We start from the raw sequence: 18,812 nt of genomic DNA, 5'->3' as shown, positions 1-18,812 counted from the left end.
TCAGGAGCACCCATGGCAGACCACTCGCACGACCAGTGCTGCGCCGGCAACGCGTGCGGCCCCAACCGTCGTCAGGTCCTCACCCTCTCCCTCGGGGTCGCCGCCGGCACCCTGCTGGCCGGGTCCCGGGCCGAAGCCGCCGCCGCCCTCGGCGTGGCCGAGGACTCGCTCGTCGGCGTACCGGTCGACAAGGCGCTGCCACCCGACTGGTCCACGACGCTGTACCGGCGAGGTGAACCGACCAGCTACGAGGGTGCCGACCTGCGCTGGCTCGGGATGCCGGTCGGCGGCGGCGCCACCGGGCAGCTCTACCTGGGCGGTGACGGGCGGCTGTGGAACTGGGACATCTTCAACCGGGCGGCGGCCGGCACCACCGACGCCGGCTACGCCAACCCCCGGCAGCCCGCCTCGCCGGTACGGCACGGCTTCGCGGTGCGCACCCGGTCGGCCGGCCGGGTGCAGACCCGCGCCCTCGACGCCAGCGGGTTCGACGAGGTGCGCTTCACGGGGCAGTACCCGGTCGGCCAGGTGCGGTACCGGGCCGAGGACTCCCCCGTCGAGGTCACCCTGGAGGCGTTCTCCCCGTTCGTGCCGCTGTCGGTGGCCGACTCGACGCTGCCGGCGACCGTGCTCGCGTACACGCTGCGCAACACGTCGCGCCACGCGGTGGACGCCACGGTGCTCGGCTACGTGGAGAACCCCGTCTGCCTGGACACCCGGACGCAGCGCGGCATCACGCTCCGGTCGGCGGCGTTCGGGGACCGGTCACTGCGCGGCGTCCGGTTCTCGGCCGCCGAGCAGACGGCGACACCGGACCGCCCCGACGTCGTCTTCGAGGACTGGGAGCGCGACACGTACGACGGGTGGACCGTCGAGGGCACCGCCTTCGGCGCCGGCCCGGTGCTCGTCTCCGAAATCCCCGACTACATGCGACGCGGCGGCCCGCTCAACGCGACCGGGCAGCGCCTCGTCACCTCGCACGCCTTCCGCGGGGCCGGCGGCGACATCGGCCGGGCCGACGCGCCCACCGGCCGGCTCGTCAGCAGCCCGTTCACGATCAGCCGCAAGTCCGTCCGGCTGTCCATCGGCGGCGGCAACCACCCGGGGCAGACCTGCGTCAACGTGGTGGTCGACGGGACCGTGGTCGCCACGGCGACCGGCCGGGACGCCGAGGCCATGACGACGGTCCACCTCGACGTGGCCGCGTACGAGGGCCGGTCGGCCGTCATCGAGATCGTCGACGGCCACGACGGGGCCTGGGGGCACGTCAACTGCGACCGGATCGTGTTCACCGACGCCGCGCCGAGGCCCGAGATCGTGTTCGAGGACTGGGAGCGCGACACGTACGACGGTTGGACCGTCGAGGGCACCGCCTTCGGCGCCGGCCCGGTGCTCGTCTCCGAGGTTCCCGACTACATGAAGCGCTTCGGCGACCTCGGCGTGTCGGGTCAGCGGTTCGTGACCTCCCACGACTTCCGCGGCGCGGGCGGGGACACGGGCCGCGCCGACGCCGCGACCGGCAAGCTGACGAGCCGGCCGTTCACCGTCGAGCGCCGCTACGTCAACGTGGCCGTCGGCGGTGGCAGCCACCGCGGCAGCACGGTCGTGAACCTCCTCGTGGACGGCGTGCCGGTCGCCAGCGTGGCCGGTCGCGACGCGGAGCCGGTCGCCGTGACCACGATGAACGTGTCCGCCTACCAGGGCCGCACCGCGGTCATCGAGATCGTGGACGCGGACACCGGCGGATGGGGGCACGTCAACGTCGACCGGATCGTGTTCAGCGACGTGCCGACCGACACGAGGCCGCTCGACCAGGTGCCCGACAACGGCACGCTCGTGCTCGCCGCGCTGGACGGCCGGGCCGTGACGCGTCCGTCGCTCGCCCGGTGGGGCAGCCTGGCCGAGGTGTTCGCGGCGGAGGCCGGCCCCACGGAGGTGGACGGCTCGCTGGCCGGGCAGGCCGGGTCGGTGGCCGTTCCGGTCCGGCTGGCCCCCGGCGAGAGCCGCACCGTGCGGTTCGTCCTCGGCTGGCACTTCCCCGTGCCGGACCGGGTCTCGCTCGGCTTCCTACGCGGCTCGGACACGCTGCGCCGGCACTACGCCACCCGGTTCGCCGACGCCCGGGCCGTGGTCGAGCACGTCGCTGGCGACCTCGACCGGCTGGAGGCCGACACCCGCTCCTGGGTACGGACCTGGTACACCGACTCCACGCTGCCGCACTGGTTCCTGGAGCGCACGCTGGCGCCCGCGTCGACGCTCGCCACCAACACCTGCTACCTGTTCGACGACGGGCGGTTCTACGGCTGGGAGGGCGTCTACTGCTGCCCGGGCACCTGCGAGCACGTGTGGAACTACGCCCAGTCCATCGCCCGGCTCTTCCCCCAGCTGGAACGCGACACCCGCGGTCGGGTGGACCTCGGCGTCGGCTTCCACCCGGACACCGGCGAGATCGGCAACCGCGCGGAGGCCGACATGGCCTGGGCCACCGACGGGCAGTGCGGCACGATCCTGCGCTGCTACCGGGAGCACCTGACCGCGCCCGACGACACCTACCTGCGGACGAACTGGTCCCGGCTGCGACGCGCGCTGGAATGGATCATGGAGCACGACGCGGGCCCCGACGGCACGCTCGACGGCGCGCAGCCGAACACGCTGGACACCGTCTGGTACGGCGAGATCGCCTGGATCACCGGCATGTACGTGGCGGCGCTGCGGGCGGGCGCCGAGATGGCCGACGAGGTGGGTCAGGCCGAGTTCGCCGGCCGGTGCCGCGACCTGGCCGAGTCCGGCAGCCGGTACCTGTCGACGGAGCTGTTCAACGGCGAGTACTTCGTCCAGAAGGTCGACCCGGCCCACGCCGACGCGATCAACAGCAACCGGGGGTGCCACATCGACCAGCTCTTCGGGCAGAGCCTCGCCGGCCAGCTCGGGCTCCCCCGCGTCGTGCCGGCGGAGCAGGCCGTCAGCGCCCTCGAGAGCCTCTACCGCTACAACTTCACGCCCGACCACGCCGCGTACCGGGAGGGCAACGTGATCCCGGGTGGCCGGTGGTTCGCCATGGACCACGAGTACGGCATGCTCATGACCACCTGGCCGCACGGTGGCGCGGACACCGCCGCCGGAAACCCGGCGAGCTGGGCCGCCATGTACTTCAACGAGGTGTGGAGCGGGCAGGAGTACCAGGTCGCGGCGCACATGCTCCAGGAGGGTCTCGTCGAGCAGGGACTCACGCTGACCCGGGCGGTGCACGAGCGGTACGCGGCCGGCAAGCGCAACCCGTACAACGAGATCGAGTGCGGCGACCACTACGCCCGGGCCATGGCGAGCCACGGCGTGTACCTGGCGGCGTGCGGCTTCGAGTACCACGGACCTCGGGGGCACATCGGCTTCGCGCCGCGCGTCGGCCCGGACCGCTTCGCCGCGGCGTTCACCGCGGCGGAGGGTTGGGGCCTCTACCGGCAGGAGCGCCACGGCCGGCACCTCACCGGGACGATCGAGGTGCGGTACGGGCGGCTCCGGGTGGCGAGCGTCGCGCTGGCGGTGCCGGACCGCCCCGCCCGGGTGGCCGTCCGCCTGGGCAACCGCACCGTACCCGTCCGTGACTGGACGTACCGGGACGGGCGTATTCTCGTTACCTTGGCCGCCGGGGCCGTGGTCGGTCGGGGTGAGGCCCTCCGGGTCGCGGTCGACGGCTGACCGTGCCGGCGCCCGCCACGGGACCCCGCCCACCGTCCGTGCGGGAAGTCCGTGACAATTCCGTCATTTTTCGCCCGTAGGATGCCGAGTCCCCCGCACCGCCGGAGGTGCGGGGCCACGGCGACCACTCTCGGGCTCGTCATCGATAGGAAACGACCGGATGGAGGCGAATGGCGACGATCTACGACGTGGCACGGCAGGCCCAGGTCTCGCCTGCGACCGTCTCGCGGGTGCTCAACGGACGTACCACCGTCGATCCAGCCATGGCCGCGCGCGTGCACGAGGCGATGCGGGACCTCGACTACCGTCCCAACGCCGTCGCCCGTAACCTGCGGCTCAGCCAGACCAGCCTCTGGGCGGTCATCATCTCCGACATCGGGAACCCCTTCTTCACCTCGATGGTGCGCGGGGTCGAGGACGTCGCGCAGAGCTCCGGCTACTCGGTGGTCCTGTGCAACAGCGACGAGGACCCGGAGAAGGAGTCCCGGTATATCGCGGCGGCCCTGGCCGAGCGGATGGCCGGCGTCATCATCTCCACGTCGGGCCGCTCGACGGTGATAAACCGGCTCGTCGAGGCCCGCATCCCCGTCGTGGCGATCGACCGCCAACTGCGCGGCGTCACCATCGACACCGTGCTCGTCGACAACGTGCACGGTGCGGAACTGGCGACCACCCACCTGCTCGACAACGGCTACCAGCGGGTCGCGTGCATCACCGGCCCCCGCCGGATCTCCACGGCCGCCCAGCGGCTCCGCGGCTACCAGCGCGCCCTGCGGACGCGCGGCCAGGAGGCGACCGACGCCCTCGTGCGGTACGCGGACTTCCGCGAGGAGGGCGGCTACCGCGCGATGGCCTCGCTGCTCGACAGCGACAACCCGCCCGACGGGGTGTTCGCGACGAACAACCTGATGACCGTCGGCGCCCTCGAGTGCCTCGTCGACCGCGGCATCCGGGTACCGGCCGACTTCGGTGTGGTCGGCTTCGACGACATCCCGTGGGCGCACCTGGTCCGGCCGTCGCTGAGCACCGTGTCCCAGCCGACGTACGACCTCGGGCGGGCCGCCGCCGTCCTGCTCACCGAGCGGATCGCCAACCCCTCGCGGCCGCCGTCGACCGTCACGCTGAGCACCGGCCTCCAGGTGCGGGAGAGTTCCTCCCGTCCGGGCTGACCGCCCAGACGGGAGACCGGGGAGCCCGCCCCAACCTCGGGCTCCCCGGTCTCGTCGTCGCCACCGGGTCTCCGGCGCGCGCCGGGAGGTGGCCGTGTGTGGGTCGGCGACCCGGCCGGACGCATCCGTCCGGCCGGGTCTCGCCCCCTCAGAGGTTGACGTCGCCGCAGAGGTGCACCCGGACGCCCAGTTCGGCGAACATGGCGGCCTTGACCCGCAGCGCCCGGTCGGCCGTCTCGGCATCCGGCGCGTAGGCCACGTTGACGTGGTTGGCCTTGTGCCGGGCCATCAACTGGTCGCGACCGACCCCGTGCAGCACGGCGTGCATGATGGGCCACTGCGGGTTCGTGGCCTCCAGGCGACGCCGGGTCTCCTCCTCGGGCAGCTCGACGACGGTCGCGCGACCCAGGTCGACGTGCAGGGCGCCGTCCATGATGAACACACGCGACCAGACGATCTCGCCGGGCTTGGAGACGCCGCTCAACGTGCCGCCGCCGAGCGGGAAGAACATCGGCGGCTGCCGCATGCTGTACGACTTGTCGTACCCGCCGTTGTGCGACGCGGGCACCGAGCCGGAGATCTCGAACACCCACACGAAGTCGTCGCCGTACGTCTCCCCCCACCGGATGTCGTGCAGGGTGGTGGCCGGGTCGAGACCCATGGCGGTCCAGATGCGGTTCGTGACCAACGAGTCCACGGCCACGCCCTCGTCGACCTCGTTGAAGTGCGGCAGCGGGGCATCCGGGTAGAGCTCGCGCTCGCCGTCGCGGCTGCGCACCGGCGGCCGTTGGACGTTGTTCAGCAGCCCCTCGGCGAGGTCGCTGGCCGGGACGGTGTCCTTGAGGCCCTGCTGGTACTGAATGCCGACCGCGTCGAGGCCGAAGTCGTCGGCGATGCGCAGGGCCGCGATGTACATCTTGAACTGGCTCGTCAGTTGCGCGTCGGTCAGCTCGGTGGCCTCGTCAGTGCCGGTGTGGAAGGTCATCCCGGCCTCGTCGAGCCAGCGGCGGACCGCGTGGGCCTCCTCGTCCGGCACCCGCGCCATCTCGGCGACCAGCGCGCTCTGGGACAGCCGTTCCTTGTAGATGCCGAGCGGGTTGATCAGCTCGTCGTCGAAGATCGCGTTGTACATGCCCATGCAGCCCTCGTCGAAGACGCCGATGATGGCCTTCTCCCGGGCGAGCTGCGTGGCCAGCGCGCGGCCCAGCTCGACCTCCGGGTCGTCGGGCAGGGCGGGCAGGTCACGCACGTGACTCGTGTCGTGGCGCAGCTCGCCGGTCTCCAGCCAGGTGCGCAGCCCGTCGACCGCCCACTCGTCGGTGAAGTCCCGGCTCCACAGCGCGGAGTGCCGTACGCCCGCCTTGGTGAGGCTCGCCGTGAGGTTGAGCAGCCCGACGAGGCCGGGGAACTCGCCGCTCCAGTTCGCCACGATGAGGATGGGCCCGCGGTGGCTGCGGAGCCCGGCGAGCACGTGGTGGCTGTACTGCCAGACCGCCTCGACCACGATGAGGGGCGCGTCGACGGGGATCCGCTTGAAGACCTCGATGCCGGCCCGCTGGCTGTCGATGAAACCGTGGCCCTTGTCCGGGTGGAACGCGTGGCCGCGCTCGACCTTCCACCCGAGCGCGTTGACGGCGGCCGCGAGGTCGGCCTCCAGTTGCTGCTGCGTGGGCCAGCAGGTGACGTTCGCGCTGGGCCGGAGGTCGCCACTGGCCACCGTGTAGACGGTGGCGGGTGCCGCGGCCGGCGGGTCGGCCAGCACGGGCAGCGGGTAACTGGTCATGGGGCGACTCCTTCGGTGCGTGGGGTGTCGCTGGCAGCCGGCGGCCCGGCGGCCAGGAGACGGTCCTGACGTGCAGCGAGCGCGTGAGCGACCCGCTTGGTACTCGTGTACAGCTCCCGGTACAGCCCGTAGAGCTCGTCGTAGTCGGCGGCCAGCTCGGCGCGGGGCTCCCGGACCTCCTCGACGGGGTTCCACTCCTCGATCGAGACGGGCCACCGTGTCTGCGCCGCGAGGAACGCGGCTCCGTAGCTCGCGCCGATCGTCTGGGACGGGACGACCTGGGGCCGGCCGGTGACGTCCGAGACGATCTGGGTCCACAGCCCGCCCTGGGTACCGCCGCCGACCGCGACGACGCGCCGGATGTCGCCGCCGCTCGCCTCGATGGTCTCGATGTTGTGGCGTACGCCGAGGGCGGTCGCCTCGAGCGCGGCGCGGTACAGGTCGCCGCGGCTGTGCGAGACGGTGAGACCCGCGACGATCCCGCGCGCCCGCGGATCCAGGATGGGCGTGCGCTCGCCCGCGAAGTACGGCAGCATGAGCAGCCCCTTGGCGCCGGGGCCGGAGGCCTCGGCGAGGCGGAGCAGCTCGGGATAGTCGGGCGAGCCGAACAGGTCGCGCAGCCACGCCGTGATCGCGCCCGAGGTGGCCAGGCCGCCGGCGAGGTTCCGCGTCCCGGGCAGGGCGCCCACGGTCCCCCACAGCGACGGGTTCGTGAGCCGGGCCCGCACGGTGTGGACGAGGAACATCGTGGTGCCGTACATGAGCATGAGGTCACCGACGCCCTGCGCGCCGACGCTGACCGCCTCGGACCAAGCGTCGATGGTGCCCGTGACGACGGGCACGCCCGCCGGCAGACCGGCCTCCGCGGCCGCCCGCGCCGTGACGGCCCCGGCAACCTCGCCGGGCCAGCGCAGTGGTGGCAGCTCCAGCTCCGGCGCGATCTCGGTGGCCCAGGGCGCGTACCAGTCCTGAGCCTCGGTGTCGTAGAGCGGCGTGCACTGGCTCGCGGAGTGCTGGTCGAGCACGTACCGGTCGGTGAGCTTCCAGGCCAGCCAGGAGTTGGGCATGAAGAGCCGGCGGGCCCGCCCGAACAGCTCCGGCTCGTTGTCCGCGACCCAGGCGACCTTCGCACCCGCCGCCTGGCTGGACAGCGCGGAGCCGCACCGCCGGAGGATCTCCTCCGCGCCGAACCGCTCGGTGAGGCGGGCGATCTGGGCGGTCGAGCGGGTGTCGACGCCGTACAGGATGGCTGGACGCAGCGGGACGCCCGCGGCGTCGGTGAGCAGCACGCACGGACCCATGCCGCTCACGCCGACGGCGACGACGTCGGCGTCGCCGGGCGCGAGGAGCTCGCGGCTGAGCGCCACGAACTCCTGCCACCAGACGTCGGCGTCCATCTCCACCCAGCCGGGTCGGGGGCGGCTCACCTCGTGGGCCCGTGTCGCCGAGCGGACGACCCGGCCCTCGGCGTCGACGAGGACACCCTTGCTGCTCGATGTGCCGATGTCCACGCCCAGGACGGCCGCAACCTTCATGGCGCCACTGTTCCAGCAATCGATTTCCGAATCAAGACCGCTGCGACGGTGGCTTTCCTCTCGGATGGGCGAACGGCGGGTCCCACACGGTCTGTATGGGCTGATGGAAGCGGGAGCCGGAAGGGCCGTCGATGCCCGGGCCCGGCGGGAAATCGTTAACCCGGTTCGGCGCGGATCCGGGCCCGGCGGTGGCGCCGCACGGCGATCGGCGGCGGTCGGTTCCCCGGTCTGATGCGCTGCCAGCTCGACCACCCGGAGTGGCGCACCGACTACCGGCTCGCGCCGTTCGTCACCCAGCAGGGCGCGTCGGTGTCGACCCGCGCCAGCTTCGTGGTGGAGAGCGGCCGCCCCGGCGTCCAGGTGGACACACAGTAGGACGGGCCGGGCCGGGCTGGGTCGTCGGCGTCGCCAGCGGCCCGGGCCCCGTCGTCGCCGGGCGTACGCGCGGCCGGCGGGCTCCTATGCTGGGCCGGTGGAGCTGACGTTCAGCGGCGAACTGTGGTTCTGGAGGGGCCCCGCGCCGTGGCACTTCGTCACGGTGCCGGCCGACGGGTGCCGCGAGCTGGAGGCCAGCGCCGCCCTGGTCAGCTACGGCTGGGGCATGATCCCGGTCACCGCCCGGATCGGCGCGACGACCTGGACGACCTCCCTGTGGCCGAAGGACGGCCGCTACATCGTGCCGGTGCGGACCTCGGTGCGAAACGCCGAAGGGCTGGAGATCGGGGACCTGGTGACCGTGCGGCTGAGCGTCGACGTCTGATCGCCGCGAGTGCCGCTCAGCGCGCCTCGAGCCGCGCGAGGTCACGCAGCGCGTAACGGCGGTGGGCGATGTGCTCCTCCCACACCACGCGGAGGCACTCGCCGACCGCGTGCGACTCCGCGCCCCAGGCGGGATCCAGCGTCGCCGTCCGCGTCTCGGCGAGCAGCTCGTCGGTGGCGGCCCCGACGACCCGGCGCACCTGCGCCCGGCGGTCGTCATAGACGGCGAGGACCTCGGCGTACGAGGGGCGGGCCTCGGCCGCCACGTTGAGCGCCGCCGCGCTCGCGGCGGAGAAGTCGGTGGGCGGCAAACCGAGCGGGTGGTAGGCCCGTGGCTCGTCGAGGATCATCCGACCCACCCACGAGTCGATGGCGAAGACCAGGTGGCGCAGCGTCTCCACGATGGACCACTCTTCGTCGACGCGCTCGTGGCGGATACTCTCGGGCAGCCGCTCGGCGCGGGCCACCGTCTCCGACCAGAGGTCCTCGATCGTCGCCCACATCGCGCGGTGGTCGTCGGCCGTCCGGACACCCCGCAGCCGCACCCGCTCCGGGTGCCGCCGGTCGAGCTCGGCCGCCACGAACGCGCTCACGTCGACGTCGTCGACGATCACCCGGCCCGTCGCCTCCCCCTGCCGGGACACCCGCAGGTCGTCGACGTGCGAGCCGACGATCCGGACGCCCGACAGGTCGCACTCGCGGAACGTCGCCCCGCTGAGGTCGGCGAGGCGGAACGTGGCACCGCGGAAGGCGTCGGTGCGGGCGTACTCCGAGGTCATCGGTCGATGATGCCGCAGGGGTACGACGGCCGTCGGCCCCGCGGCCGGGACGAACCGGCGCGCGGGGCCGACGGGGAGCGTCGGCTCCGGTCAGCGGACGCGGACGAAGACCGGGTTCGAGTAGAACCAGAGGTCGTCCCACGGGCTCTCCTGCCCGTCGGCGAGCGGCTCGGCCTCGTCCGTGCTGGTGCCACGGATCCGGGCGTACATGTCGGTCTCCACGTTGCGCAGGGTGTGCGTGATGACGTAGTCACGCCCCTGCCGGCGCCAGTCGCGGGGGCCGAACCGGGCCACGACCTTGGTGGTCGGGTTGGTGTCGGCGTCGAGGCTGGCGGCCGGCCCGGTGATCTGACCGGTGATGAGGTCGACCCGGCGGACCTGCGGGCGGTCGCCGTTGTGGTTCTCGCCCTCGAGCGGCCGGAACCGGATCTCGATGTCGACGTCGGTCCGGTTGCGCCGGCTCAGGGTGATGGTCTCCCCCACCGCCGCCTCCCGGCCCTGGCTCGACGCGGTGACGTCGAGGCTGGTGATCAGGTCGCCGGTGGTGACCCAGATCCGGCCGTTGCGCAGCGCCTCCATGATGTCGGCGTAGTCCTGGCGGGCCAGCACGTACGTCTTGCTGTACTCGCCCGGCCAGAAGTCGGAGCCGCCGCGGGTCCAGTGCACGTGCGAGTCGGAGGTGGCGGTGATCCACCAGCGCCGGCCCTCGCCGAGCAGCGAGTCCCACAGGCCGCCGACCCGGGCGGTCATCTGGTCGAAGCCGCCGTGCGTCGGGTAGTTGCCGTAGCCGCCCCGGTCGCCGCCGTTGAGCGGGCCGGCCTGGTGGCCCGGCGCGCCCTCGAAGCCGACGTAGATGTCCGGCGCGACGTTGTTGCCGTTGCGGAACTCGTGCGGGGTGTCCTGGCCCCAGACACCCCAGCCGGGAGCCGAACGGGCGGCGTGGTGGGCGATGACGAGGGGCTTGTGGGGCAGGCCCTTCGCGTACTTGAGGAACTCGACCATCCGCGCCTCGGTGTCCCAGGTGGGGTCGGCCGGGAACGGGTTGTTCTTGGCGAACTTGCTCTCCAGGTCGTAGAGCATCTTCGCCTCGTCGTCGTGACGCGGGATCATCAGCGTGTGGTGGTCCATCGCCGGGGCGTCGAACTCCATGCCCCAGAACTGGAGCACCTCGGGGACCAGCTTCCGCGACCGCAGCAGGTCGGGGTAGGCCTGCTCCAGGTTCACCTTCGAGTGGGTCGGGCCGCCGTGGTCGGTGCACATGGCCCAGGTCAGGCCGAAGTTCTTGGCCATGATGGCGTTGGTGACGATCGGGTAGACCGCGTCCGCGCCCTTGTGGAACGTGGGCGGGTTCGTCGAGGTGTCGAACTCGCCGCTGTACTCGGAGTGGATGTGGTGGTCGCCGGCCCGCCAGACCCGCCCGCCGGAGTTGCTCGGCTTCCCGTGGCGCTCCTCCTCCTCGTCGGCGAAGGCCGGGGTGGCGCCCATGACCGAGCCGGCCGCGGCCAGCGTGGCGCCGACGCCGGCGTACTTGACCAGTTTCCGCCGCGAGAGCCCGGACTGCTCGGCCTGCTCCAGATCCTTGTCTGTCAAGACGAAGTACTCCTCTATCCAGCAGTTGCTGTGTCAACACAGGAGCCTCGACAAGCGCGTTGAATCGTGGCTGTACGGGACACGGGCGTCCGGTGAACAGCGGCGAGCGGTGCGCTGCGTCTCGCGGACGAGAGGAAGAACACTGCCGGTGGAGCGGGCCGCTGGGGCAGGATCGTGCCGGTCGCCGGCCATCCCTGCGGACGGACAGACACGACGGAACGGGCAGGACGAGCATGCAGCACGCGGAGGACGACACGGACCTCGTCCGCCTCGCCCAGGCCGGCGACGCGGCGGCGCTCGGCGCGCTGCTGGCCCGCCACGAGGCCGGGATGAAGGCCGTCGCGCTCAGCCTGCTCGGCTACGGTCCCGAGGCCGAGGACGCGGTACAGGACGCCATGGTCGTCGCGCTGCAGCGCATCGGTGACGTCCGCGACCCCGCAGCCGTGGGCCCCTGGCTGCGGGCCGTCGTCCGCAACACCTGCCGGATGGCGCTACGCGCCACGCGACCGGTGCCGGTCGCGGAGCCGGAGTGGTTCACCCCGCCGGCCGGCGCCCCCACGCCCGAGGAGGCGCTGGAGGGCAGCGCGCTGCGCGACTGGGTACGGCACGCCGTCGACGCGCTCTCCGAGCCCGACCGCATGGTCACCCTGCTGCGCTACTTCAGCGACGCCTCCTCGTACGAGCAGATCGCGACCCTGTGCGGCGTGCCGGTCGGCACCGTCCGCAGCCGGCTGAACCACGCGCGCCGTCGGCTCGCCGACGGGCTCCGGGCGGCGGCGACCGCCGCCCACGCCGACACCGCGGCGGCCGCCGATGCCCACTGGCGGGAGGGCCGGGACGTCCTGGCCGCCGCCATGCGCGGCGAGTTCGACCGGGTGGTACGCGACACCTGGTGGCCCGACGCGGAGATGCTCGTGCCCGCGGGCGGCATCCGCGGCGACCGGGACTTCGCCGTCCGGGGCATGGCGAAGGATCTGGGCGCCGGGGTGCGCCAGCGCCTGCGCAACGTCGTGGCCAGCGGAAACGTGGTTATCTGGGAGACCGACCTGGTCAACCCGCCCGACGACCCAGAGCACTGCCCGCCGCGCGCCCTGTGGTTGCAGGTGCTGCGGGAGGGACGGCTGCGCCGCCTCACGCTCTTCCACCCCGCCCCGCCACGCGGGCCCCACCCCGCGACCGTCTGAAGAAGTTCCGCACCCGAGCGAACTTTCCGGGTCGGCGGCGCATCCGGTCCCCGTCATTCAGCACCCCTCACCCGCGTGGCGCCATGCCGCGCGGGCCACGGATCGGAGACAACCATGCGTTCCACGGGCCACGACGCCGCCGCCCTCGCACCGGGCACCCACGAGTTCGCCGTCGACGGCGTCCGGCAGGTCTACCACGTCGCCGGCAGCGGCCCGGTGTGCGTGGCGCACTCGGGCGGCCCCGGCATCGAGTGGGCCTACCTGCGGATGCCGACCCTCGAGGAGCACTTCACGGTGGTGTACGTCGAGCCCGTGGGCACGGGAGCCTCCGGGCGTCTCGCCCGCCGGGAGGACTACGGTCTGGACACCTACGTCCGGTTCCTCCACGCCGTGGTCGAGCACCTCGGCGTGGCGGCCGCGCACCTGCTCGGGCACTCGCACGGCGGCTTCGTCGTCCAGCGGTACGCGCTGGAGCACCCCGACCGGGTGGCCGGCCTCGCCCTGTACGACACGTCACCCGTCACCGGCGCCGAGTTCTGGGCCGAGGCGATGGCCGGGCTGGCCGCGTACCCGTCGCGGCACCCCGACCAGCCGGAGGCCGCGGCCGTTCCGGCCGCCTTCGAGCGGGCCGTCACCGCCACCGACGACGACACGCTGTCGGCCGCCCTGGGCGCCGCCATCCCGGTCTACTTCGCGGACTTCTGGGGCCGCCGCGACGAGTTCGCCGGAGTCCAGGCGGCCGTACGCGCCTGGGCCGAGCCGGCGTCGGCGCAGGATCCGACGCCGTTCGACGTCCGGGACCGCCTCGGCGAGATCGTCGCGCCGACCGTCGTGATCGTCGGGGCGCACGACTTCATCTGCGGCGTCCGCTGGGCCGAGCAGCTGCACGAGGGCATCAAGGGCTCGCACCTGGCGGTCCTGAAGCGCAGCGGTCACTTCGGACACCTCGAGCAGCCGGCGGAGTTCACGGCCGCCGTCCGGGAGCTGCTCCGCATGTGAACAGCGCCGGATCGACCCCGCGCGGGGAGTCGCGCCGCGTTCCGCTCACCCCGCCGCGAAAAAAGTCCGTCGGACATGTCGAGCGGCCGTCCCTCGGCATCGACCACCGGGTGGAAGGCAGGCCCGGCGTGCCAGCGGGGCCACGAGACCGAGGAGCGGATCGATGACGACTGTCATGGCCGGAGCGACCATGTCCCTGGACGGATACATCGCGGACACGACCCACGGAGGCTTCGAACACCTCTTCCAGTGGTACGGCAGCGGCGACGTCGAGACGCCGACGGCGAACCCCGAGATGACGTTCCGCACCTCGGCGGCGAGCGCCCGGCACCTGCGCGACCTCAACGCCCGGACCGGCGCGCTGGTCGTCGGCCGGCGCTTGTTCGACATGACGGGCGGCTGGGGTGGCCGGCACCCCATGGACGTGCCGGTGGTCGTCGTCACCCACCACGTTCCGGACGGCTGGCCGCGCGAGAGCGACTCGTTCGTGTTCGTCACCGACGGCATCGAAAGCGCCGTCGACCGGGCGAAGGCCATCGCGGGTGACAAGCACGTCGGCGTCAACGGCGGCACCATCGCCGCCCAGGTCCTCCGGGCCGGGCTGCTCGACGAGGTGCACGTCGACCTCGTCCCCGTGCTGCTGGGCGACGGCATCCCGCTCTTCGCGGACCTGGGGATCGCCCCCGTCTCGTTGGAGGGGCCGGTGCGCGTGGTGGAGGGCGTCGGCGTCACGCACCTCGCGTACCGGGTGCGCCGGGCCGTATGACGGCGCGCGGGGGCCGGTCTCCCGGCCGGCCCCCGCGGGCAGGTACGGCGTTCAGCCCTCGGGGGTCGTGAACGTGACGTCGGCGGTGTCCACCGTGCCGCCGGTGCGCCCCGGGGCGCTCTGGTGCTGCCAGTAGAGGTTCGTGTGCGCGATGACCTGCGCCGGCGCGGGCGCCCCGTACGCGCTCAGGTCCTCCGTCGTGTGGGCGTCGCCGACCAGCGTCACGTCGTAGCCGCGCACCATGGCGCCGTGCAGGGTCGAGCGGATGCACGCGTCGGTCTGGGCACCCGTGACGACGAGCCGCCCCACACCGCGCTCGGCGAGCACCGCCTCCAGCTCGGTGGCCTCGAAGGAGTCGCCGTAGTGCTTGTGCACCACCGGTTCCGACTCCTCGCGTACCAGCTCCGGCACGTACTGCCAGCTCTCGCTGCCCTGCTGGAGACCGTCGTCGGAGTGCTGCACCCAGACCACGGGCACGTCCTCCGCGCGGGCCTTGCCGACGAGGAGGTTGATGTTGGCGATGACGGCATCGCGCTGGTGTGCGCCGGCGACCACCCCGTTCTGCACGTCGATCACGAGCAGCGCGCTGTGCGGCCGGTCGGGCAGGGTCGTCATGGGGGCTCCTTGATCTCGACGTGGACCGGTTCGCCTCACGGTAGCGACGACCACCGACAACGCCCGGCCCCACCGCAATCGGAGTGGGCGCCGACGTCGCGCCGAGATAGAGTGCGGGCATGCAGATCAGCAGGCTTTCCGCCGCCGCGGCCGCGCGAGCTATCCGCTCGACGGTCGCTGCCGCCTGATCTCCTGACACCACGCCGGCGACCGGAAACGGTCCGCCGGCATTGTCGTCTCCGCGGTCGAATCCCTGCCGGCGGACCTTTCCGGTCATCCTGACCCGAAAGGTCCCCCATGACATCCGACAAGATCATCAGCACGTTCGTCGACTTCTACCGTGAGCGTGGGCACTCCCTCCTGCCCGAGAGCTCGCTGATCCGGCCACCGGAGGATCCGGTGCTGTTCACGACCTCCGGGATGCACCCGCTGACCCCGTACCTGGAGGGGCGCCCGCACCCGCTGGGACGGCGGCTCGTGAACGTCCAGCGGTGCCTGCGGACCACCGACCTGGACGAGGTGGGCGACGCCACCCACCTGACCGTCTTCCAGATGCTCGGGTCGTGGTCGCTGGGCGACTACGACGGCCCGCGGAGCCTCCGCTGGGGCTACCAGCTGCTCCGTGAGGGATTCGGCATCGACCACGACCGGCTGCACGCGACGGTGTTCGGCGGCGACGAGCAGGTCGGACCGGACACCGACGCGCGGGACGTCTGGCGGGAGCTGGGCGTACCGGTCGAACTGACCGGCGAGGAGAACTGGTGGTCGAACGGCCCCACCGGGCCGTGCGGGCCCGACTCGGAGATCTTCGTCTGGACCGGCGACGGCCCGCCGAGCGGCACCCCCGGCACCGACGGGCGCTGGATGGAGGTGTGGAACCACGTCCGGATGCGCTACCACCGCCACGGCGACGGCCGGCTGGAGCCGTTGCGCCAGCACAACGTGGACACGGGGATGGGACTGGAGCGGATGGAGATGGTGCTGCGCGGCGGCCGGTCGGTCTTCGAGGGCGACGGCCTCGGCCCGTGGGTCCGCACGGTCGGCGGCCTGTGGCGCCCGGACGAGGTGACGCTGCGCCGTGTCTCCGACCACCTCCGGTCGAGCGTGGTCGTGGTCGGCGACGGGGTACGACCGTCGAACACCGGCCGCGGGTACGTACTGCGCCGGCTCGTCCGCCGGACGCTGACCCTGCTGTGGCGCGACGACCCGTCGCGGAGCCTCGGCGACCTGCCGGACGAGCCGTTCACGGGGACGCTGGACCGGTTCGGGCAGCGCACCGACGTCGGCGGGCTGCGCGGCCTGCTGCTCGACGAGGAACGCCGCTTCCGGGACCTGCTGCGGCGCGGCCGGCCGCTGGTGTCCCGGCGCCTGTCCCGCGGGCCGCTCGGCGAGGAGGACTACCGCTACCTGCACGACACGCACGGTCTGCCCCGCGACCTCGTCGACGGGCTGGTGGCGGAGGCGGTCTGAGCCGCGCCCGGACGGGGCCGGCACCACCGGCCCGGTCCGGGCGACCGGTCACGTGAGCGGCGCCGGGGACTCGGCGCCGGGCACGAGCAGCCGGGGCGCGCCCGACCCGTCCGCCGGGACCGCCCACACGTCCGGCCGGCCGTCGCTCTGGCGCAGCGTGTAGCCGAGCGTCGCGCCGTCCAGCCAGGCCGCCTGGTCGTCCACGCTCGCGGTCTCGGCGGTCGCCGTCACCCGCATCGTGGCGAGGTCGAGCACCGACAGCCGCCAGCCCTTGTTCGGGTCGGCGTCGACCGCCTCCTTGAACGCGATGCGCGTGCCGTCCGGCGACAGCGACGGGCACTCGACGTTCTCCTTCAGCGTCTCGACCCGGCGGGCGGCGAAGTCACCCCGCACCAGGTACCGCTTGCCGCCGGTCGACATGGTGGCGTAGAAGTGGTTGTCGTCGGCCGTGAAGGTCACGCCCCAGTAGTTGACGTCGGCGCCGCGGTAGGGCCGGCCGTCGCGGGTCACCGCGAAGTCCTCGAGCGACATCACGGTGGTCCCGTCACGGGTGTCGACGATCCCGGTGCGGGTGGAGAAGCCGCTGGCCGTGTACGAGTCCCCGCCCACGAACGTCGTCCACGAGACCATCCGGCCGGAGGCCGAGACGCGTGCCCGGTTCGGCAGGCCGGGGATGGCGAACGACCGCTGCGGGCGCAGCGCCGCGTCGAGCACCACGAGCCGGTACGACCACGCGTTCTCCGGCCCGAGGCACACGCCGGTGCCGGCCGCGGCGTACACCCGCAGGCACTCCACGGCCGAGACGGCCCGCGGCCCGGCCGGGTCGGCGGTGGCCACGGAGGCGACGTGCCGGTCGGTGATCGTGAGCAGCCGCGGCCCGGGATCCAGCGTGACGGCCCCGGCGCCCGGGGCCGACGCCGGCGGTGGGGTCGGCTCGGCGGCGACGGCGGCGTAGCCGGCGGCGACGGCCCCCAGCAGGACGGCCGAGGCGGCTGCCACGCCGACCTTCGCTCGGGTCGACAGCGCGGTCATGAGGGCACCTTCCGGGAAGCGGGACGGTGGACGGGCGCCAGCAGGAGCACCGTGCCGACCAGGACGCCCGCGACGGTCGCGGCGGCGACCCGGATGGCGTTGTCCGGGCCCCACGCCTGCCAGGCCAGTCCGAACAGGACGGATGAGACGAGGTACGCGAGCGCCTGGCCGGTCTGCACGAGGGCGATGCCGGTGGTGCGCAGCCGCGGCGGGAGGACCGGCCCGGCCAGTGCCACGAGCACGCCGTCGGTGGCGGCGTAGAACAGGCCGTAGAGGACGAGGGCGAGCACCAGCAGCGGCCAGCCGCCGACCGGGCCGGCGAGCAGCAGGTAGGTCGCGCCGAGCGCCGCGTACCCGCCCAGCACCACGGGCAGCCGGCCGACCCGGTCGGCGAGCAGGCCGAGCGGTGTCGCGAGGACGAGGTACGCGAGGCTGGTGCCGACCGCGAGCAGCGGGAACCAGGTGAGGTCGACGTTCTCGCGCCGTTGCAGCAGCAGGTAGACGAACCCGTCGCCGATGGCGGCGAGCCCGAGCAGGGCGGCGGCCAGCAGGATCCGGCGGGGCGCCCGCTCCCGCAGCAGCCCGAGCGCCTCACGGACGGACACCCTCGCGTCGCCCGCGCCCTCCGGCGTCGCACCGTCCGCCGGGCTGCCCGGCGGGCGTTCACGGACGAACAGCACGAGCACGACGATGCCCAGCGCCGCGACGCAGAAGCTGGCCACGAAGACCGCGTCGTACGACCCGCCGACGGCCAGCAGCACCGCCATCGCGACGAGCGGGCCGAGGAAGGCGCCGACGCTGTCCATCATCCGGTGCACGCCGAACGCCCGACCCAGCGAGTGCGGCGGCGTGGACAGCGTGATGAGCGCGTCGCGTGGGGCGCTGCGTACGCCCTTGCCCAGCCGGTCGACCGCGATGACCGCGCCGATCGCCGGCACCGAGCGACCGGCGAGCAGCAGGCCGAGCTTGGCGAACGCGGACAGCGCGTAGCCGAGCCCCGCCACGAGCTTGCGCCGCCGGAAACGGTCGGCCACGAAGCCGCCCACGACCCGCAGCAGCGCGGTCGCGCCGGTGTAGACACCGTCGACCACGCCGAAGGCGAGCGGGCTGAGTTGGAGCCCCAGCACCAGGTAGAGCGGCAGCACGGCCGTGACCATCTCGGCCGAGACGTCCGTGATCAGGCTGACCGTGCCGAGGGCCACGACGTTGCCGCTCACCAGGGCGACCCGGCGGCCGGTGGGACGCGGGCCGTGGCCCGGCGGGTCGGTCGTCGGTCGGGAGACGGTCGACAGGTACACCAGCGCTCCCCTTCGGATGGCGGTTGACGGTCAGCCATCGTGCGTCCTGTCACGACCGCCCACAACAGACCCCGGGCACCAGGCGGGAATGCACCGGATGAACAACCGGGCAACACCGAGGTGTTCGTCTACGCGGA

15 protein-coding genes are annotated in these 18,812 nt (G+C 73.0%); 8 read left to right on the top strand and 7 right to left on the bottom strand.

What is annotated here, in order from left to right; all coding sequences use genetic code 11:
• Positions 1 to 12: 12 nt before the first annotated feature.
• Together ACSNOA_RS11245 and ACSNOA_RS11240 are read left to right on the top strand one after the other, a co-directional pair.
• Positions 13 to 3,696: a GH116 family glycosyl hydrolase gene (locus ACSNOA_RS11245; RefSeq protein WP_436657899.1), complete on the top strand. Its 3,684-nt coding sequence runs from the start codon at positions 13 to 15 to the stop codon at positions 3,694 to 3,696.
• A 170-nt stretch (positions 3,697 to 3,866) separates the two neighbouring features.
• A complete protein-coding gene (locus ACSNOA_RS11240; RefSeq protein ID WP_436657898.1) occupies positions 3,867 to 4,865 on the top strand; it encodes a LacI family DNA-binding transcriptional regulator in 999 nt (332 codons plus the stop codon).
• A gap of 148 nt (positions 4,866 to 5,013) precedes the next feature.
• Here ACSNOA_RS11240 and ACSNOA_RS11235 read toward each other — a convergent pair whose 3' ends face one another.
• A complete protein-coding gene (locus ACSNOA_RS11235) occupies positions 5,014 to 6,648 on the bottom strand; it encodes a fucose isomerase (protein WP_436657897.1) in 1,635 nt (544 codons plus the stop codon).
• Positions 6,645 to 8,183, bottom strand: coding sequence for an FGGY-family carbohydrate kinase (locus ACSNOA_RS11230; protein ID WP_436657896.1), 1,539 nt, complete (start codon positions 8,181 to 8,183; stop codon positions 6,645 to 6,647). The genes ACSNOA_RS11235 and ACSNOA_RS11230 overlap by 4 nt, the downstream gene beginning before the upstream one ends.
• A gap of 231 nt (positions 8,184 to 8,414) precedes the next feature.
• On the opposite strand from ACSNOA_RS11230, the gene ACSNOA_RS11225 reads away from it, so the two are divergent.
• The gene (locus ACSNOA_RS11225; protein WP_436657895.1) at positions 8,415 to 8,558 is read left to right on the top strand and encodes a hypothetical protein; all 144 of its coding nucleotides are present in this window, start codon (positions 8,415 to 8,417) and stop codon (positions 8,556 to 8,558) included.
• Between the two features lie 97 nt (positions 8,559 to 8,655).
• On the top strand, positions 8,656 to 8,943 hold the full coding sequence (locus ACSNOA_RS11220; RefSeq protein ID WP_436657894.1) for a DUF1905 domain-containing protein: 288 nt from the start codon (positions 8,656 to 8,658) through the stop codon (positions 8,941 to 8,943).
• 16 nt (positions 8,944 to 8,959) lie between these two features.
• Here ACSNOA_RS11220 and ACSNOA_RS11215 read toward each other — a convergent pair whose 3' ends face one another.
• Positions 8,960 to 9,721 carry a DinB family protein gene (locus ACSNOA_RS11215; RefSeq protein WP_436657893.1) on the bottom strand — a complete coding sequence of 254 codons (762 nt, stop codon included), beginning with the start codon at positions 9,719 to 9,721 and terminating at the stop codon, positions 8,960 to 8,962.
• A 90-nt stretch (positions 9,722 to 9,811) separates the two neighbouring features.
• A complete protein-coding gene (locus tag ACSNOA_RS11210; RefSeq protein WP_436657892.1) occupies positions 9,812 to 11,311 on the bottom strand; it encodes a phosphoesterase in 1,500 nt (499 codons plus the stop codon).
• A gap of 233 nt (positions 11,312 to 11,544) precedes the next feature.
• Between ACSNOA_RS11210 and ACSNOA_RS11205 the strand changes: the two genes are divergently transcribed.
• The 3 genes from ACSNOA_RS11205 to ACSNOA_RS11195 all read left to right on the top strand — a co-directional run bounded on the left by ACSNOA_RS11205 (position 11,545) and on the right by ACSNOA_RS11195 (position 14,260).
• Positions 11,545 to 12,495 carry an RNA polymerase sigma factor gene (locus tag ACSNOA_RS11205; RefSeq protein ID WP_436657891.1) on the top strand — a complete coding sequence of 317 codons (951 nt, stop codon included), beginning with the start codon at positions 11,545 to 11,547 and terminating at the stop codon, positions 12,493 to 12,495.
• Positions 12,496 to 12,609: 114 nt separating this feature from the next.
• Positions 12,610 to 13,494: an alpha/beta fold hydrolase gene (locus ACSNOA_RS11200; protein ID WP_436657890.1), complete on the top strand. Its 885-nt coding sequence runs from the start codon at positions 12,610 to 12,612 to the stop codon at positions 13,492 to 13,494.
• A gap of 163 nt (positions 13,495 to 13,657) precedes the next feature.
• A complete protein-coding gene (locus ACSNOA_RS11195) occupies positions 13,658 to 14,260 on the top strand; it encodes a dihydrofolate reductase family protein (protein WP_436657889.1) in 603 nt (200 codons plus the stop codon).
• A gap of 51 nt (positions 14,261 to 14,311) precedes the next feature.
• On the opposite strand, the gene ACSNOA_RS11190 is transcribed toward ACSNOA_RS11195, so the two are convergent.
• A complete protein-coding gene (locus tag ACSNOA_RS11190; protein ID WP_436657888.1) occupies positions 14,312 to 14,875 on the bottom strand; it encodes a cysteine hydrolase family protein in 564 nt (187 codons plus the stop codon).
• Positions 14,876 to 15,172: 297 nt separating this feature from the next.
• Here ACSNOA_RS11190 and ACSNOA_RS11185 point away from each other — a divergent pair, with 297 nt between their 5' ends.
• Positions 15,173 to 16,345, top strand: coding sequence for an alanine--tRNA ligase-related protein (locus ACSNOA_RS11185; protein WP_436657887.1), 1,173 nt, complete (start codon positions 15,173 to 15,175; stop codon positions 16,343 to 16,345).
• A 48-nt stretch (positions 16,346 to 16,393) separates the two neighbouring features.
• Here ACSNOA_RS11185 and ACSNOA_RS11180 read toward each other — a convergent pair whose 3' ends face one another.
• Together ACSNOA_RS11180 and ACSNOA_RS11175 are read right to left on the bottom strand one after the other, a co-directional pair.
• Positions 16,394 to 17,377: a TolB family protein gene (locus tag ACSNOA_RS11180; RefSeq protein WP_436657886.1), complete on the bottom strand. Its 984-nt coding sequence runs from the start codon at positions 17,375 to 17,377 to the stop codon at positions 16,394 to 16,396.
• Entirely contained in the window at positions 17,374 to 18,675 is a 1,302-nt protein-coding gene (locus ACSNOA_RS11175) for an MFS transporter (protein ID WP_436657885.1), read from the bottom strand. Before ACSNOA_RS11175 ends, ACSNOA_RS11180 begins: the two co-directional genes overlap by 4 nt.
• Between the last annotated feature and the right edge of the window lie 137 nt (positions 18,676 to 18,812).

It is taken from the genome of Micromonospora sp. URMC 103 (genome assembly GCF_051386435.1).
Classification (GTDB): Bacteria; Actinomycetota; Actinomycetes; order Mycobacteriales; family Micromonosporaceae; genus Micromonospora.
This window is presented reverse-complemented; position numbering and strand designations above follow the sequence as displayed.

Bases quoted from the DNA above. Each gene is read 5' to 3' on its own strand.
- ACSNOA_RS11240 (WP_436657898.1), top strand. From the start codon at position 3,867: ATGGCGACGATCTACGACGTGGCACGGCAGGCCCAGGTCTCGCCTGCG.
- ACSNOA_RS11235 (WP_436657897.1), bottom strand. From the start codon at position 6,648: ATGACCAGTTACCCGCTGCCCGTGCTGGCCGACCCGCCGGCCGCGGCA.
- ACSNOA_RS11190 (WP_436657888.1), bottom strand. From the start codon at position 14,875: ATGACGACCCTGCCCGACCGGCCGCACAGCGCGCTGCTCGTGATCGAC.
- ACSNOA_RS11185 (WP_436657887.1), top strand. From the start codon at position 15,173: ATGACATCCGACAAGATCATCAGCACGTTCGTCGACTTCTACCGTGAG.
- ACSNOA_RS11245 (WP_436657899.1), top strand. From the start codon at position 13: ATGGCAGACCACTCGCACGACCAGTGCTGCGCCGGCAACGCGTGCGGC.
- ACSNOA_RS11205 (WP_436657891.1), top strand. From the start codon at position 11,545: ATGCAGCACGCGGAGGACGACACGGACCTCGTCCGCCTCGCCCAGGCC.
- ACSNOA_RS11215 (WP_436657893.1), bottom strand. From the start codon at position 9,721: ATGACCTCGGAGTACGCCCGCACCGACGCCTTCCGCGGTGCCACGTTC.
- ACSNOA_RS11200 (WP_436657890.1), top strand. From the start codon at position 12,610: ATGCGTTCCACGGGCCACGACGCCGCCGCCCTCGCACCGGGCACCCAC.
- ACSNOA_RS11225 (WP_436657895.1), top strand. From the start codon at position 8,415: ATGCGCTGCCAGCTCGACCACCCGGAGTGGCGCACCGACTACCGGCTC.
- ACSNOA_RS11230 (WP_436657896.1), bottom strand. From the start codon at position 8,183: ATGAAGGTTGCGGCCGTCCTGGGCGTGGACATCGGCACATCGAGCAGC.
- ACSNOA_RS11180 (WP_436657886.1), bottom strand. From the start codon at position 17,377: ATGACCGCGCTGTCGACCCGAGCGAAGGTCGGCGTGGCAGCCGCCTCG.
- ACSNOA_RS11195 (WP_436657889.1), top strand. From the start codon at position 13,658: ATGACGACTGTCATGGCCGGAGCGACCATGTCCCTGGACGGATACATC.